This is a genomic window from Microcystis sp. M_QC_C_20170808_M3Col, from assembly GCF_007095505.1.
Taxonomy (GTDB): Bacteria; Cyanobacteriota; Cyanobacteriia; order Cyanobacteriales; family Microcystaceae; genus Microcystis.
Genome location: NZ_SFBY01000204.1, coordinates 1 through 14094 on the forward strand (window position 1 = coordinate 1; position 14094 = coordinate 14094).

Sequence of the window (14094 nt, forward strand, 5' to 3'; positions counted from 1 at the left end):
GCTAGATCCAAGAAACGCTTGGGGAGAGAATACCTCTACTTTTTCAGAAGCAGTTCTGTCTAAGCAAGTAATCTCTGTGAACCAAGAATCCCCGTCTCTTTAGAGCGGGGAGTGTCAATAAACCACAAACGGTAAGTAAAACCGATTTATAGCGGTTCTCGCATCTGCGAGGCACACTTTAACCTTTGTTGATTAAGCTTTTCAGGATTGAGAATGTACCTCTTGTGAACAGGAAACGCTATATATCGACTTTTATTTAATCTAAATCTTTCTTGAACTACTTTAAAGACTTTGACAATTCAAGTCTGAATTGGCGGTTCTCTGAATATTTCTGAGTCTTAAATGTTAAGAAATGTGTGCGTTCGCACTGTTAATCCATTGACTTAGTTGCTCAAACAGTTGAAGATAAAGGAGAGGGGCTAACATAGCGATGTCTTTTAGTGGTGGAACTTAAGCATCTCATCAAGTTGCTTCTCCTGACAATCCCCTATCCAATCGGACTCCTTGTACAGCAAGTCTTTCAGGAGTTCTCTGCACCACAAGTAACACTTATAAGCAACACTTATAGAAACATGAATAACCTGATTAATCCTGAGCCAAACAAAGGAGTCAATCGTTATTTGACGGTGTTTCAGCGTAAAACACTTGAAAATACTCTTCAAAAGGAACTATCAGAACAGTATCGCCAACGGATTTTAATCATGTTGTTGACTGATGAAGGAAAAACCCAAAGCGAAATCTGCCAAATCTTGAACTGTTGTCCAGCGACAGCCAGACATTGGATATTGATGGCAAAGACGGGAATGGCACACCAATGGCAGAACTCTCCAATTGGTCGCCCTAAAACTATTAACGATCAATATTTGGATCGATTACAAGAACTTGTGAATCATAGTCCTCAAGATTACGGTTATGCTTTTCGAAGATGGACTGGCAAGTGGTTAAGTCAGCATTTAGCTAGAGAATTGGGAATAGAAGTCAATGAACGTCATATTAATCGACTACTGCACAAAATGGGATTATCCACGAGTTATCATCCGGAAAGACCGGATGATTCTCTTGAAAATACCCATAAATGTCGAATTATAATCAGGGATTTATCATCTACAGACCTAGAAAAATAGGTTTAGCTTTCTGCCAGAAAAGTTGAATGTGTTTTTCTACTCCCTGCTTAATTTCTCGACAAAGCATTTTCAAGTGAGAGAATTCTATGGCCCAACAATCTCAGCCTACTCTGTCTGTACTAACTTTAAATCGTATCTTTGGTGAGACCCTTTCTGAAAGCCATTTTCAGCAATGTCTGAGTCAAATTCAGTCTATTACGCCGAAAGTCGGTAAATTTTGGCAAAGTTCTACATCAAAGGCTGGTATTTATATCATTATTTTGGGTAAAGTTAGACTCTTAGATACTGATGATGAATTAATCGCTACTTTAGGCACAGGAGAGTTTTTTGGGGAATTGACACTCTTTCCTGAAGAAAATTTTCTGCCTTATGATGCTAGGGCTTCTTTAAATTTAAAGCTTTGTTTTTTGCCATATACAGTCATTTTTTCCTTATTAAATGCTTATCCTTCCATTCGAGAAAGACTGTTGCAACAAGCACAAACTCGCAATGCCTTACTCCTTAAATCGGAGCATTTACCATCCTTAGAATCGTCTCAACTAGAAATAACGAATCATTGGTCAGTTGTTGCCGAAGAAATCCAACCAGGGCGAAAAATTCAAAAAGCCTATTTTCCGACTCCCACTTCTCGGATCGGACATTGGTTACAGCGTATTATCCGTCGCTATCCCTTTTTTGCTCAACAAAGTGCTTCCGACTGTGGTGCAGCGTGTTTAGTTATGATCTCACGTTATTGGGGTAAACGGTTCAGTGTTAACCGAATACGGGATATTGCTAATGTTGATCGCAATGGTGCTTCTCTACGAGGTTTAGTCGCTGCCGCTGAAAGTGTCGGGTTTTCTACTCGTCCTGTCAAAGCTAGTTTAGACCAATTGGCTAAACAACCTTTACCTGCGATCGCTCATTGGGAAGGAAAACACTATATTGTTGTTTATGAGATCACCCGCAAAGAAGTCATTATCGGCGATCCCGCTATCGGACAATTGACTCTCACTTACCGAGAATTTCGAGAAAAATGGACAGGTTATACCCTATTATTACAGCCAACGGCTTTTTTAAAAAATACTCAAGAAACAGTTACTCCTTTTTGGCAATTTTTTGAATTGATGAAGCCTTACAGCTTAGTTTTATTTGAAGTTTTTATCGCCTCATTATTGATTCAAATTTTTGGACTGATTACCCCTATTTTTACTCAATTAATTTTAGATCGAGTGGTGGTACAACGCTCTGAGTTAACGCTTTTTGCCGTTGGGTTAGGTTTATTGATTTTTGGCATTTTTAAAGTCATGATGATGGGCTTACGCCAATACTTGCTAGATCATACCTCTAATAAAGTGGATTTGGCTTTAATTGTGGGGTTTATTCGTCATACTTTACGGCTACCTTTAAGTTTTTTCGAGTCTCGTTATGTGGGAGATATTATTTCTCGTGTTCAGGAAAATCGTAAAATTCAACGGTTTTTGTCGGGAGAAGCTTTATCTATCTTACTTGATCTCCTAACGGTATTTATCTATGTTGGGTTAATGTTTTGGTACAGTTGGAAAATGGCTCTTTTGGTCTTAGTAATTGTGCCACCATTCTTTCTACTTGCTTTGATTGCTACCCCATTTTTACGGCGTATTTCACGAGAAATTTTTAATTCTTTTGCCAATGAGAGTAGTTATCTAATTGAGGTATTATCAGGAATTCGTACCGTTAAATCAACGGCTGTTGAGCAGACTGTGCGCTGGCATTGGGAAGAATTATTACAGCAAGAAATTACCAAGAGTTTTTCAGGGCAAGTTATCAGTAATCGCTTGCAGATTTTTAGTAACTTAATTGAATCCTTGATGACCACTGCAATGCTTTGGTTTGGAGCATCTTTGGTGATAAAAGATCAGTTAACTATTGGTCAATTAGTGGCTTTTAATATGCTCCTAGCTAATGTGATTACTCCTTTTCAACGCTTAACAATTCTCTGGAATCAAGTTCAAGAAGTGGTCATTGCAGTGGAACGAATTAATGATGTTTTAGAAGCTGAACCCGAAGAAGATTTACATCATCAAGTTCGCCAAACCTTACCCCCCATTAAGGGCGATATTTGCTTTCAACAAGTCACTTTTCGTTATCATCCTGAAAGTGATATTAATGTTTTAGAAAATTTGAGTTTTGATATCAAATCAGGTCAAATGATTGCTTTAGTTGGACGTAGCGGTTCAGGAAAAACAACCATTTCTAAATTAGTCTTAGGATTATATCCTCCTACGGATGGAAAAGTGTTCATTGATGGACAAGATATTACTACCCTCTCCCTTCGTTCTCTGCGTCATCAAATTGGTGTCGTTGACCAAGATACTTTCTTATTTGGGGGAACAATTCGAGAAAATATTAGTTTAGGACATCCGGGGGCAAAATTAGAAGAAGTAATGTCAGCGGCACGACTCGCAGGTGCGGATGAATTTATTAAAAAATTACCGATGGGATATGAAACACAAATTGGAGAAGGAGGCGGAATGTTATCGGGAGGACAACGCCAAAGATTAGCCATTGCTAGAGCCTTATTAGGGAATCCTAAACTCTTAGTTTTAGATGAGGCGACTTCTCATCTTGATGCTGAATCTGAGCGAATTATTCAGAATAACTTAAATCAAATTTTACAAGGAAGAACAACCCTAGTTATTGCTCATCGTCTTTCAACTGTGCGTAATGCTGATTTAATTTTAGTGCTAGATAAAGGCATTCTTATTGAACAGGGAACCCATGAAGAATTAATGGCTAAACGAGGTCATTATTATTATCTCAATCATCAACAATTAGATGTTGCTTAATCCCCTTTAATTATTACTTTGTCCTATTTACTTTAACTAATTGGAGTTCTTATGCCAGATCATGTCAATGTTAATGGAAAAGTTGATTCTCAAAATTCTCAAGAAAAAAATCAAGAGGACTATATTATTATCGAATCGACCCCCGAATCACAACCCTCTCAAGATTGGTCTTATGCTACCAAAGAATTGTTAGATACTTTACCCCGAGCATGGACAAGAGGATTACTCTATTTTATCTTTCTTTTTGTAGCGATTGGTTTACCTTGGGCAATTCTTTCTAAAGTGGATGAAACTGGAACAGCACCAGGAAGAATTGAACCTCAAGAAGAAACGATAAAACTTGATTCTGCGGTGACAGGAACGGTATCTAAAATTGAGGTCAAAGAGGGTGAATCAGTTAAAGCTGGACAAGTATTAATTGTTTTAGAATCAGACCTTGTGAAAAGTGATTTAATCCAAGCTCAAGATAAATTAGAAGGGCAGTTAAATCGCCTAAATCAACTCAATTTATTAAAAAATCAATTAATTTTTTCTCTCTCAACCCAAAAACAGCAAAATCAAGCAGGAGAACTTGAAAAACAATCTCAAATTGACCAAGCACAGCAAAGTTTAGAAAGCCTTAAAAATACTTACAGTTTGATAGAATCAGAGAAAAATGCCCAACTGAGACAAGCAGAGGTGAGTTGGAAAAACTTCCAAACCTCCTATGAAATAGCGAAAATTCAATTAACTAATGCTCAAAGAGAGATTGAACGCTATCAAAATGCGTGGCAAGAGGGAATTGCTTCGGAAATTCAAGTCGTTCAAAAGAAAGATGAAGCACAGGAAAAACAAAAAATTTATGAACAAAGTAAAGCGGATATTCAACAAGCACGGCTGCGTATTGCTGAACAAAAAAGTAGTTATCAAAAGTCTGTTAAGCAATCACAATCGGATATTGAACAGGCAAAATTACGCTTAAGTGAACAAAAAAGAAGCTTACAAACTTTAGTTCACTCTAACGAACTAGCCCTATTAAAAATTGAAGAACAATTAAAGAATATCGAGACGGATGTTACCTCTCTTAAAGCTGAAATTGAGCAAACCAAAGGTCAAATTAACTCTTTAAATTTTCAACTGTCTCAACGCACTTTAAAAGCTCCTGTGAGTGGTATTGTCTTTCAATTACCGATTCAAAAAGCGGGCGCTGTCGTACAGCCAGGGACTCGTATTGCTGAAATTGCTTCAGGAAAATCTCCTTTAATCCTACGCGCCCAAATGCCGACGACGGAAAGTGGCTCACTACAAGAGGGTTTACCCGTAAAACTGAAATTTGATGCCTATCCTTTTCAAGATTATGGTTTATTAGAAGGGAAGTTATCAAAAATTTCGCCCACCACTTCTCAAATCGATACCCCTAATGGTAAAATCGAAGTCTATCGGGTAGAAGTAACCCTTACTCAAACCTGTATGCCCAGTGCGGATCAATGTATTCCTCTACGTCCGGGGGATACGGCAACGGCAGAGGTTATTGTGCGACAACGACGCATTATTGATTTTGTTTTAGATCCGTTTAAGAAGTTACAAAAAGGAGGGTTTAAATTGTAAGAATTTTTCTGTCAAGTAACCCGCTAGTGTTTTAAATTTTAACGTAATTATTGTTAAATAACTATTCACAGGATTGAACGAGGTAAATGCCATGTCAAAAACAATTACTATTACTAATGAAGATATTCTTCAGCAAGTTAAGCTGTCTGGCAAAATACCAGAAATTATTGAAGAAGTAACTAAGCAGAAAATTCTGAAAAATGCTGCGGATGAAATTGGACTTCAAATAGATGAACAAGAACTTCAAAAAGTTGCCGATAAATTCAGATTAGCCAATCAATTACAGACTGTAGATAATACCTATAACTGGTTAAAAAAACAAGGGTTATCTTTAGAAGATTTTGAAAATATGCTTTATCAAGAGCTTATCTCTGCTAAGCTACAAGCTCATCTTTTTTCTGGCAAACTAAATTCTTATTTTATGGAAAATCAACTTAAATATATAGAGGTAATCTTATATGAGGTGATTTTTGAAGATGAGGATTTAGCGATGGAACTCTTCTTTTCGATCCAAGAGGGAGAAATAAGTTTCTATGATGTAGCTCATCAATATATACAAGATCAAGAATTACGCCGTAAAGGAGGATACTGCGGGCGACTCACTCGCCAAAATTTAAAACCTGAAATATCTTCCGCTGTTTTTGCTTCCAATCCACCTCAGTTACTCAAACCAATTATCACATCAAAAGGGGTTCATTTAATTCTGGTAGAGGAAATTATACAGCCTCAATTAAATGAAGAAATAGGTCGTCAAATTTTGTCAGAAATGTTTGACCAATGGATTCAGCAACAGAAAAATCAGACAAGTATAGATATGGCGTTTCTAAATAAGTCGTGAAAAAAAAGATTTATTCAGTATATAGCAATCTGAAGTCATTTGTGAGAAGATACAAGCTTGCAAGCCTTATTATGACTAGCTCCAGATATTACAACTCAGTTACGATTGCTATAGAATTAAGAGGATTAGCCAAAAGACATAATAACTTATTTATAGTATATATAATAAATCAACTGCCTTGAACTTTTTAAATCTTTACAAGGCAGTTTTTCAATAGCTAAATGCTTATTACCACCAAACTTTCAAGAATGACCAACCTATGCAGAATCCACCACCACCTTGAATCATCTGCTCGTCATCAGTTAGATCATAAAGGAAACTTTCAGAATCAGTGAATAAATCAGCACCAGCAGGACGAAGATCGGAAACAACAATTTTAGCCATGGTTTTGACTCCTTGTGTGAGTAAAAAGACAATTAACTTCGGTTAATTACCTAATTACCATAGTCCCTTATTCATTTTAAAAATGCAAGAGGTTTTAACTTATAAAAAAGACCTAATAGGTGTAGTTAAGTTCAGTACAATCACATCTAGATAGATCAAAAAACTCTTAACTTCTCCTTGTTTTTGCGGAGAGACGGCTTAAAGATAATCTTCAAAACTTGGGTTTTTTACTGAAAATGCTCTTAATCTTCTTTTCTTTTTTCTCATAAGTGCATCAATTATGTCTTTTTTTTTTGAGAAGAGTTCTATCTCTCGTCTAAATTAAAATCGGCGTTGCATCCTTGCGGGATGATGCAGAATGGGGAAGAAAAATTTTAGTCGGCGATCGCCCTCAGGAACAAATCAAGATGAACTGTCCACAATCTGACTCTAATAATATTAGAAAAAACGGTCATAGAAGAGGAAAACCCAAAGTTTGGGGGTTAGAGCGGCTAAAAACTCTAGTTTTGAAAATAGATGAGGTTTAAGCAGCATAATAATGCTTACTTGGAACAATGTGAGGCTCTAGGAAGGTCAACAAATTTACTATAGTTTTGACCTCTAAGATTGCTTTTCAGGCTGACAATCGCTGAAAAGCCTTTTCATTAGGGATTTTAGGCATTTTTTCGAGATTCCTGACAGGAAGTTTTGTACCTACCAGAACAGACAAAAAAACAAAAATGATATTGCAAGCACCTTTGTTTACCTGTTCATCATCTCTGAATTAATGCCTTTTTCCATTTGTCGGGGAGTGATCACTGGACTCGAATCTCCCCTAGTATTTGTTAGGATTAAAACAAGTCATAAATATCTTCAGAGCCTTGATTTAAATAAGGATGCTCTAAGTTAATTCTTAACGTGGAAAATTGCTCAATAATAGCTTCCAATCGCTCCCTTACTGAACTATCCCCTCGTTCATGAGCTTCTAACAATCCATTAGCGACTATTTGACAGCGATTTGTGCCAAAACTATCTTGCTCACTTAACTTTTGCTCTGGTTCTTCTCCTAACCCTAAACCTGACGCTAAAAACTTAGTAAATAAGGGAATTTCTGGCTTAAAATAGGATTTATTCTCCTGATATATCTGAGACAAAATCGGTTTAATTTTTGCATAATTTTCCTTTTCTAGGTACAAGACTCCTGCATCATAACGATGATAATCATCAGGATTGTATAACACCTTAAAATGAAAAAAGACAGGCAACTGATTGAGTTGTTTAGTTAGACTAGCCATGCAAGATATCGCTCCTTCATGAGTAATATTAAAATAAACTCTAACTAACTTACTTTTAGGGTTAGGTTCAACATTACTCGCCGCTAAATAAAACCCCTTTTGCAACAAATTTTTCGGCATTCGGATAGCGACAGTTTCTCCTATATTGGGGATAGATTGAGAAGTTTTAAAATGTTTTGCTGGCTCAACATGAAGTCTTAAACCTCCTTTACTCACCACTATCATTCCATCTTCTTCGTAGCGTAAAACTAACCAACCATCGTCAAAATATCCCTCGCCAAAATTGTTATTATGTAATTCTTCCATGAAGGATGTATCTATCCCTAAAACCGTGTCATTTTCTAAATCTAATGAAGAAGAATTACTTGAATTATCCAGAGATAAAATTTTTCGTAAAGAACCATTGTAATAAACCCCATAAAGAAACCCTTGAAGTTGTAAACTAAGATACTTTTTCTGCAACTCTAAAGGTAGATTTTGAAATTTCTCTCGCGCTTCTATCGGTAATTGCCAAGGCTGATAATTAGGATGAGAAATACAAAAATCTGCTTGAATTTCTACAGTGGTAGCAATTTCTTTAAGAAGTTCGAGTAATTGGGGATTAACGGGGAAAACATTCATCATTTTTATCCTCATTGAATACAATTAAAATACGATGTTAGCACCAAAAACAGTAGTTATTGAAGCTTGAGGACGACATAATAAGGTTTTAGCGACCTGTAGCATAGCAATTCCTAAATTACCAAAGACTTTGTGATACTGAATCATTGCTTGAATTTGTTGGATTAATCCTAAACCAGCAAACTGAATTACTCTTTCAATAAAATCAGGGCGAATTTCTAAAATTTCTGGAAAAATTTCTAGGTAATTTTGTATTAAACTCTTTAGGGAAGGTTGAATGTTTTCTAGGGGAATTGTCGCTAATTTGAGAGAAGTTTCAATACTTAGAGTGCGACTAATCACTAAACTATTTAACCAAAGTTGTAAATAACTGCTAATGAGCATCCCTAAATCAAAAGCTGGATCTCCCCAACTCGCTCTTTCCCAATCAATAACACACAGCAATTTTTGATCAAGATTTTGCCAATTTTTAGACAGTAAAATATTGTTGATTTTTAAATCACTATGGGTTAAACAAGAGGGTTGAAAAGCTTGTTTTAATTCTGATATAGCTTGTCCTAAGCTATCGTATTTCTGATAGAGAAGAAAAAACTTCAAACCATCAGCAGGAACGACACTAAAGATCTCAGGAGTAATTCTTTCTAACCCTTCAATTAAGAACTTCAAAGGTTCTGGTGAAAGTGGGTTTTTATCTGCTGTCCAAAAGTTTTTATATGCTTCATTTTGGAAAGTTTCTCGATGAAGAAAAGCAGAAAAATAGCCAATGTCTTTTGCAATCTTGATTGGAAAATTAGAAGTCTGATAAAGATTTGTGAGATCCTGATAATCCTCTAGATAATGAAAGACTAAAATTGAGTTATCTGGATCAAAATGAATGACTCTATTCACATAGTTTTTAAGTAGACAAAATTCAGGAAGTTGCCGCAAAAACTCCCGGCTTTTCCATTCCCCAAAAAATTCTCCGATCACTTTTCCTTGTTTCTGATAACGTTCCTGTTTAACCAAGAGCTTAGACTGATCAGAAAACGTTACTAATAAATTAAAATTCTTAGCTTCAATTAACTCAACCTTTTCTAAATACTTTTGTCCTGTGTTGAGTAAGTTTTGCTCAGAAAGATAACTAAAAACATTAGATGAATTAAGTGCAAAGACCATTCTACCTCCAATAAACGCTATCATTATTTTTTTATTTGGTTCTTAGAAAGAATATCACTTTTTTGCAAGACTTAAAAGAAATATTTATGTCTTAATTTTGAAATGCCGACCAAAAGTGCAACAGAACCTAGGCAAGAGATTAAGCCGAATCTCTCAAGAGACATGGGATAGATTTGTATCATTTTACATGAGATTGTCAACACAAAAAAGGATAGCAGGGTAAGCTCATCTAATTTGCATAAAATTAGCGATTTTTGCCACTAGACCAATCTGGCAGTGGCAGCTCTCATAAATTATCGGCAGCAAGAATTGACTTTTTTTATCCCTTTCGTCTCTTTTATGCACAAAAAAGATCGCTTGTCAAGAGCGATCGCCAATTAAATTGCCAGTTAAACTGATAGGCTATTCTCTTGCTTGGCAGTGGCAAAATGCCGCTCGATCAGGGAGGGGACATCTTGGGGAGCTACCTGATTATAATGCTTTTTATCGGGCATAACCACCAGATTCGGCCCTTTTTTGCACTGTTTTAAACAGCCGGTTAATTTAATATTCACCGCTTCTCCCAGTCCTTTTTCCTCTAAATCACTCTCTAACCTTTGGCAGACTCTCGCACCGCCATTTTTCCAACAATCGGACTTCTGACAGATTAAGACGGTGGCTTTTTTCGCTTTTGCCGGGGCCACTTCTGGGGTTTTTTCGCCGGATAAATGCTCGATCCCTAGTACCCTAAGTTTTAATTTTCCCGTCTTTGAACAAAGACTACTTTCTCCCGTCACTTTTAGCCATGAGTGGAGAGCAATATTGAGAGATATGTGGTCTCGCAGTGTTTTTTCGGGCTTAAACCAATATTCTCGTTTATCAACACTGATTCTCAGGTATTTTACCTTATATCCGTCCTTGAGGACAAAACCGAGGAATTGACCGACCACTTGAAAGGGAACCATGGTAGTTGTAGATTTTGACATACTTTCTCACTTTTTAGGCTCAGATTGCTAATTTTTCTCAAGGATTAGGCCTGCCAACAGGGTTCCAGCCAACCGATTAAAGAGCCTCGGCAAGTCTCTAGCTGCCGCAGGACAGTCCACAGCTGTAAAAGTTGAGCCGGTCCAGCGATGCAAACCTGTAAAGGCTTATGGAGCAAGCATTTACATTCAATGTCTAGGACCTGCAGCCGGTGGTAGAGCTGCCAGCGCTCCCAAGCACTAAGAGGGAAGATTTTCTCTCCTTCCGATGGCAATTTGTCTATACTCATGGGGCTTTTAATTGAGAAATATTATTAATATAACTCTAGGCTGATGTTCTCAGTATAGCCGACAACTGCAAATAATTATCAATAACCTGAAGAAAAAAAGTTACCTAGTAGCGGCGATCGGCTAAAATCTTGCTATTGTTGGCTGGTGCGCTTTGCCGATCCCGGAATCGCTACCGCCTAGAATTGTCAAAGGGATAAAAATGGAGATAACAAGATTTATTGAGGAAAATTATGGATAAAAAAGCTCAAAAAAACGATAATTCCGCAATTCTCTATTTTGATGGTGGTTCTCGCGGCAATCCGGGGAGAGCAGCCGGTGCAGCGGTAATAGTTTTAGCCGAGGGTAATTCCTTGACCACGACTAGATATATGGAGAGAGCCACTAATAACGAGGCTGAATACACGGGATTGATTATTGGATTGGAAAAAGCCCAAGAATTAGGCTTAAAAAGCCTAGAAATTCGCGGAGACAGTCAATTAGTCATCAATCAAGTTAAGGGAGACTGGAAGGTAAAAAGCGATAGTTTACGTCCCTTTTATCAGCGTGCTTGTCAATTAGTTGCCCGATTCGATCGCATTAGCTGGTGCTGGATTGAACGAGCTAAAAATAGTTTGGCTGACGCTGCTGCCAATCATTGTCTGGATGCGGCGAAAAAATCGCCAGAAAAACCAAAGGAAGGCGAAACTAATCTCGATATTCTGCTCCAATCCCTGAAACCAGTCCTAAATACCGAAGAATTCGTTTTTTCTTCCCTAACAGCAACAGGACTAGAACAGCTACAATTAACCCCTATCTGCCAATTTCAGGAAGAGGAAGGCATAACGGTGATTATTCCCCGTCAGCAAGCCGATCGCACGGGCTTACAGTACAAATATATTTATAGACAAATTACTCTTTCTGTGCATTCCAGTTTAGCAGCGGTGGGATTTTTAGCGGCAATTAGCGAGAAACTGGCCGAAGCGGCAATTAGCGTCAATGTCATTTCCGGTTATTATCACGATCATTTATTTATCCCTAGGGATAGGGTGACAGAAGCGATGGCTATTCTCGAAGAAATTAGCCGCTCATAACAGGAGTCAGAAGTCAGTATTCAGTATTCAGTAATCAGTTACCAGATGTGAGTTTTCAATTCACTGTTTACTGTTCACTGATCACTGAAAAAACAGGATTTAGGATTATTTGCCCTCCTCTGAGGAATTTTTCACCGTTTCTTCTAGGAGAACTACCGGTTCTTTTTCCCGCTGCTGCGAGCGGATGATATCGATGGTACTTTTCAGGACACTAGCGATGGGAACTGCTATCAATAAACCGAGAATTCCTGCCACTTTGCCCCCGATAAAAAGAGATAAAATAATCCAGACGGGATTAAGTCCGATCATACCTCCCATTAACCGCGGGGCGATGACATTATCATTAATTTGACCCACAATAATGGTCAGGGTCAAAACTTTTAACCCTAACCAAAAATCTTGAAACATCAGTAGGGTACTAATGCCAATAATGGTAAAGGCACTGGCAAAAGGAATTAATGTAGTTAGACCGATCGCCACCCCGAATAATAGGGCATAATCGACCTTGAGAATCACAAAAACAAAAATTTGAGCAAGGCTGAGAATTCCCGCTAAAATGGTTTGACCGGCAAAATAGGTCTCAAAAGTTTGACGAATAATCGTTCTTAATTTGAAATTCCATGGGGACGGAATCCAGCTAAAAATTCCCTCCCAAATTTGTTCGCCATAGAGAACAAGAAAGACAGTTAGAACCAGAACAAATAGAATGTTTAAGATACTGTTGATAGTTCCCAGTACAAAGCTCAGTAATTGAGTGCTAAGAGTTTGTAAAACATTGGTTAGTCGTTCCGATAACTGGGTGATTGATTGCTCGATATAAATCGCATATTTCTGAGTTTTATCCCACTTTTCTAAATTTTGTATCTGTTCGGTTCCCGACTCGATCCACTGGGGCAAACTATTGATTAAACTGCTTAATTGTTCGACAATCTGGGGAATTAAAATTAAACCTAAAACAATCAAAATTAATAGGGCAATTAAAAAGACAATAGCGATCGAACCACTGCGATTAACCCCGCGTCTTTGCAGCAGTTTGATGGGAACATCTAAGACAAAAGCTAGTAAACTAGCAGTGACAAAAATACTGACTAAGGGTTCTAGGTCGCTAAATAATTGGAATAATAACCAACCATTGAGAAATAAGAGCGGAAAAACTAGACTTAGCCGCAACCAACGAGGTAGTTGCTTAAAAAGCTCTATCATATAATTAATTTTTTTCTGAGAGAGTATCGAGGTAAAAAGAGACTTTTCTAACCAGAAATCCTCTTTCAATCTAGCATCTCCTCGTTACTTTTCTGGCCTCCAGTAACCCTGAAACCCTTATCTTAACTGTATGGAGCTAAGCGGATTCGAACCGCTGACCCCCTCAATGCCATTGAGGTGCTCTACCAACTGAGCTATAACCCCTTGAAGACCATTTTTGAATATAGCTTAAATAGAATTATTTTGTCAAGGGGTGACGAGAAAAAAAATTTGTCACTCCAAAGGCGATCGCTGATAAGACAAGGGTGAAACAATCGCCCCCATTTAGACAGGAGCCGGAATTTGGGTTAAATAGGTTAAACAGTGACCCATGAGGAAATAAACTACTAACATAGCCGCTGCCGCTGCTGCCACTAAGGTTCCTGCCAGCATCAAGGAAAACTCTTGCTTGTCGAACGCTTGCTGCATCAGATGCAATGACCAAGCCACAAGACCGAGGTCAAAGATGAGAATCGGAACTAACATATTTTAAATTTTGTTAACTTTCATCTATTCTAATACATAATTTTCCCCAGGGATAATCGGACGGAAGTTAAAAACAGGGATTTTTTGCCGGTGTCTCGATCACGGCTGTCAGTCGTCAGCCATTAGCTTTCAGTATTGACATCCTCGCCGCCGTAAAACGGACGGCGATTCCTCACCACGCCACTTTTTTAGGGTGGTCGCTGAACGGGGTTGACGCTTCACCGAAAAACGCTTAATTGCTTAAGTCTGACAC

Annotated in this window: 12 protein-coding genes and 1 tRNA gene; 5 read left to right on the top strand and 8 right to left on the bottom strand. The window is 37.8% G+C overall.

Going from position 1 to position 14094, the window contains the following annotated elements; genetic code table 11:
* Nucleotides 1-572 precede the first annotated feature (572 nt).
* The 4 genes from EWV84_RS09130 to EWV84_RS09145 all read left to right on the top strand — a co-directional run bounded on the left by EWV84_RS09130 (nt 573) and on the right by EWV84_RS09145 (nt 6356).
* Nucleotides 573-1124 carry a helix-turn-helix domain-containing protein gene (locus EWV84_RS09130; RefSeq protein ID WP_287077751.1) on the top strand — a complete coding sequence of 184 codons (552 nt, stop codon included), beginning with the start codon at nt 573-575 and terminating at the stop codon, nt 1122-1124.
* 86 nt (nt 1125-1210) lie between these two features.
* Nucleotides 1211-3931, top strand: a complete 2721-nt coding sequence (locus tag EWV84_RS09135; protein WP_287077752.1) for a peptidase domain-containing ABC transporter — start codon at nt 1211-1213, stop codon at nt 3929-3931.
* A gap of 51 nt (nt 3932-3982) precedes the next feature.
* Nucleotides 3983-5518, top strand: coding sequence for a beta-barrel domain-containing protein (locus EWV84_RS09140; protein WP_287077753.1), 1536 nt, complete (start codon nt 3983-3985; stop codon nt 5516-5518).
* Nucleotides 5519-5609: 91 nt separating this feature from the next.
* Nucleotides 5610-6356: a peptidylprolyl isomerase gene (locus tag EWV84_RS09145; protein WP_287077754.1), complete on the top strand. Its 747-nt coding sequence runs from the start codon at nt 5610-5612 to the stop codon at nt 6354-6356.
* Nucleotides 6357-6584: 228 nt separating this feature from the next.
* Here the strand turns inward: EWV84_RS09145 and EWV84_RS09150 are convergent, their stop codons facing one another.
* The 5 genes from EWV84_RS09150 to EWV84_RS09170 form a co-directional block, all read right to left on the bottom strand.
* Nucleotides 6585-6740, bottom strand: a complete 156-nt coding sequence (locus EWV84_RS09150) for a hypothetical protein (RefSeq protein WP_287077755.1) — start codon at nt 6738-6740, stop codon at nt 6585-6587.
* Between the two features lie 830 nt (nt 6741-7570).
* On the bottom strand, nt 7571-8638 hold the full coding sequence (locus EWV84_RS09155; RefSeq protein WP_287077756.1) for a T3SS effector HopA1 family protein: 1068 nt from the start codon (nt 8636-8638) through the stop codon (nt 7571-7573).
* A gap of 21 nt (nt 8639-8659) precedes the next feature.
* Nucleotides 8660-9814, bottom strand: a complete 1155-nt coding sequence (locus EWV84_RS09160) for a phosphotransferase (RefSeq protein WP_287077757.1) — start codon at nt 9812-9814, stop codon at nt 8660-8662.
* A 365-nt stretch (nt 9815-10179) separates the two neighbouring features.
* Nucleotides 10180-10755, bottom strand: coding sequence for a (2Fe-2S) ferredoxin domain-containing protein (locus EWV84_RS09165; protein ID WP_287077759.1), 576 nt, complete (start codon nt 10753-10755; stop codon nt 10180-10182).
* Between the two features lie 44 nt (nt 10756-10799).
* Nucleotides 10800-11042, bottom strand: coding sequence for an Asr1405/Asl0597 family protein (locus tag EWV84_RS09170; protein ID WP_287077760.1), 243 nt, complete (start codon nt 11040-11042; stop codon nt 10800-10802).
* Between the two features lie 231 nt (nt 11043-11273).
* On the opposite strand from EWV84_RS09170, the gene EWV84_RS09175 reads away from it, so the two are divergent.
* Nucleotides 11274-12113 (top strand): reverse transcriptase-like protein, encoded by an 840-nt coding sequence (locus EWV84_RS09175; protein ID WP_287077761.1) that lies wholly within the window; start codon nt 11274-11276, stop codon nt 12111-12113.
* Nucleotides 12114-12218: 105 nt separating this feature from the next.
* Here EWV84_RS09175 and EWV84_RS09180 read toward each other — a convergent pair whose 3' ends face one another.
* The 3 genes from EWV84_RS09180 to EWV84_RS09190 form a co-directional block, all read right to left on the bottom strand.
* The gene (locus tag EWV84_RS09180) at nt 12219-13316 is read right to left on the bottom strand and encodes an AI-2E family transporter (protein ID WP_287077762.1); all 1098 of its coding nucleotides are present in this window, start codon (nt 13314-13316) and stop codon (nt 12219-12221) included.
* A gap of 131 nt (nt 13317-13447) precedes the next feature.
* Nucleotides 13448-13520 (bottom strand) — tRNA-Ala (locus tag EWV84_RS09185).
* A gap of 120 nt (nt 13521-13640) precedes the next feature.
* Entirely contained in the window at nt 13641-13841 is a 201-nt protein-coding gene (locus EWV84_RS09190; RefSeq protein ID WP_002796074.1) for a hypothetical protein, read from the bottom strand.
* Nucleotides 13842-14094: the final 253 nt, after the last annotated feature.

Coding starts and splice junctions, on each gene's coding strand:
- EWV84_RS09180 (WP_287077762.1), bottom strand. CDS start 13,316: ATGATAGAGCTTTTTAAGCAACTACCTCGTTGGTTGCGGCTAAGTCTA.
- EWV84_RS09150 (WP_287077755.1), bottom strand. CDS start 6,740: ATGGCTAAAATTGTTGTTTCCGATCTTCGTCCTGCTGGTGCTGATTTA.
- EWV84_RS09165 (WP_287077759.1), bottom strand. CDS start 10,755: ATGTCAAAATCTACAACTACCATGGTTCCCTTTCAAGTGGTCGGTCAA.
- EWV84_RS09170 (WP_287077760.1), bottom strand. CDS start 11,042: ATGAGTATAGACAAATTGCCATCGGAAGGAGAGAAAATCTTCCCTCTT.
- EWV84_RS09145 (WP_287077754.1), top strand. CDS start 5,610: ATGTCAAAAACAATTACTATTACTAATGAAGATATTCTTCAGCAAGTT.
- EWV84_RS09140 (WP_287077753.1), top strand. CDS start 3,983: ATGCCAGATCATGTCAATGTTAATGGAAAAGTTGATTCTCAAAATTCT.
- EWV84_RS09135 (WP_287077752.1), top strand. CDS start 1,211: ATGGCCCAACAATCTCAGCCTACTCTGTCTGTACTAACTTTAAATCGT.
- EWV84_RS09130 (WP_287077751.1), top strand. CDS start 573: ATGAATAACCTGATTAATCCTGAGCCAAACAAAGGAGTCAATCGTTAT.
- EWV84_RS09190 (WP_002796074.1), bottom strand. CDS start 13,841: ATGTTAGTTCCGATTCTCATCTTTGACCTCGGTCTTGTGGCTTGGTCA.
- EWV84_RS09160 (WP_287077757.1), bottom strand. CDS start 9,814: ATGATAGCGTTTATTGGAGGTAGAATGGTCTTTGCACTTAATTCATCT.
- EWV84_RS09175 (WP_287077761.1), top strand. CDS start 11,274: ATGGATAAAAAAGCTCAAAAAAACGATAATTCCGCAATTCTCTATTTT.
- EWV84_RS09155 (WP_287077756.1), bottom strand. CDS start 8,638: ATGATGAATGTTTTCCCCGTTAATCCCCAATTACTCGAACTTCTTAAA.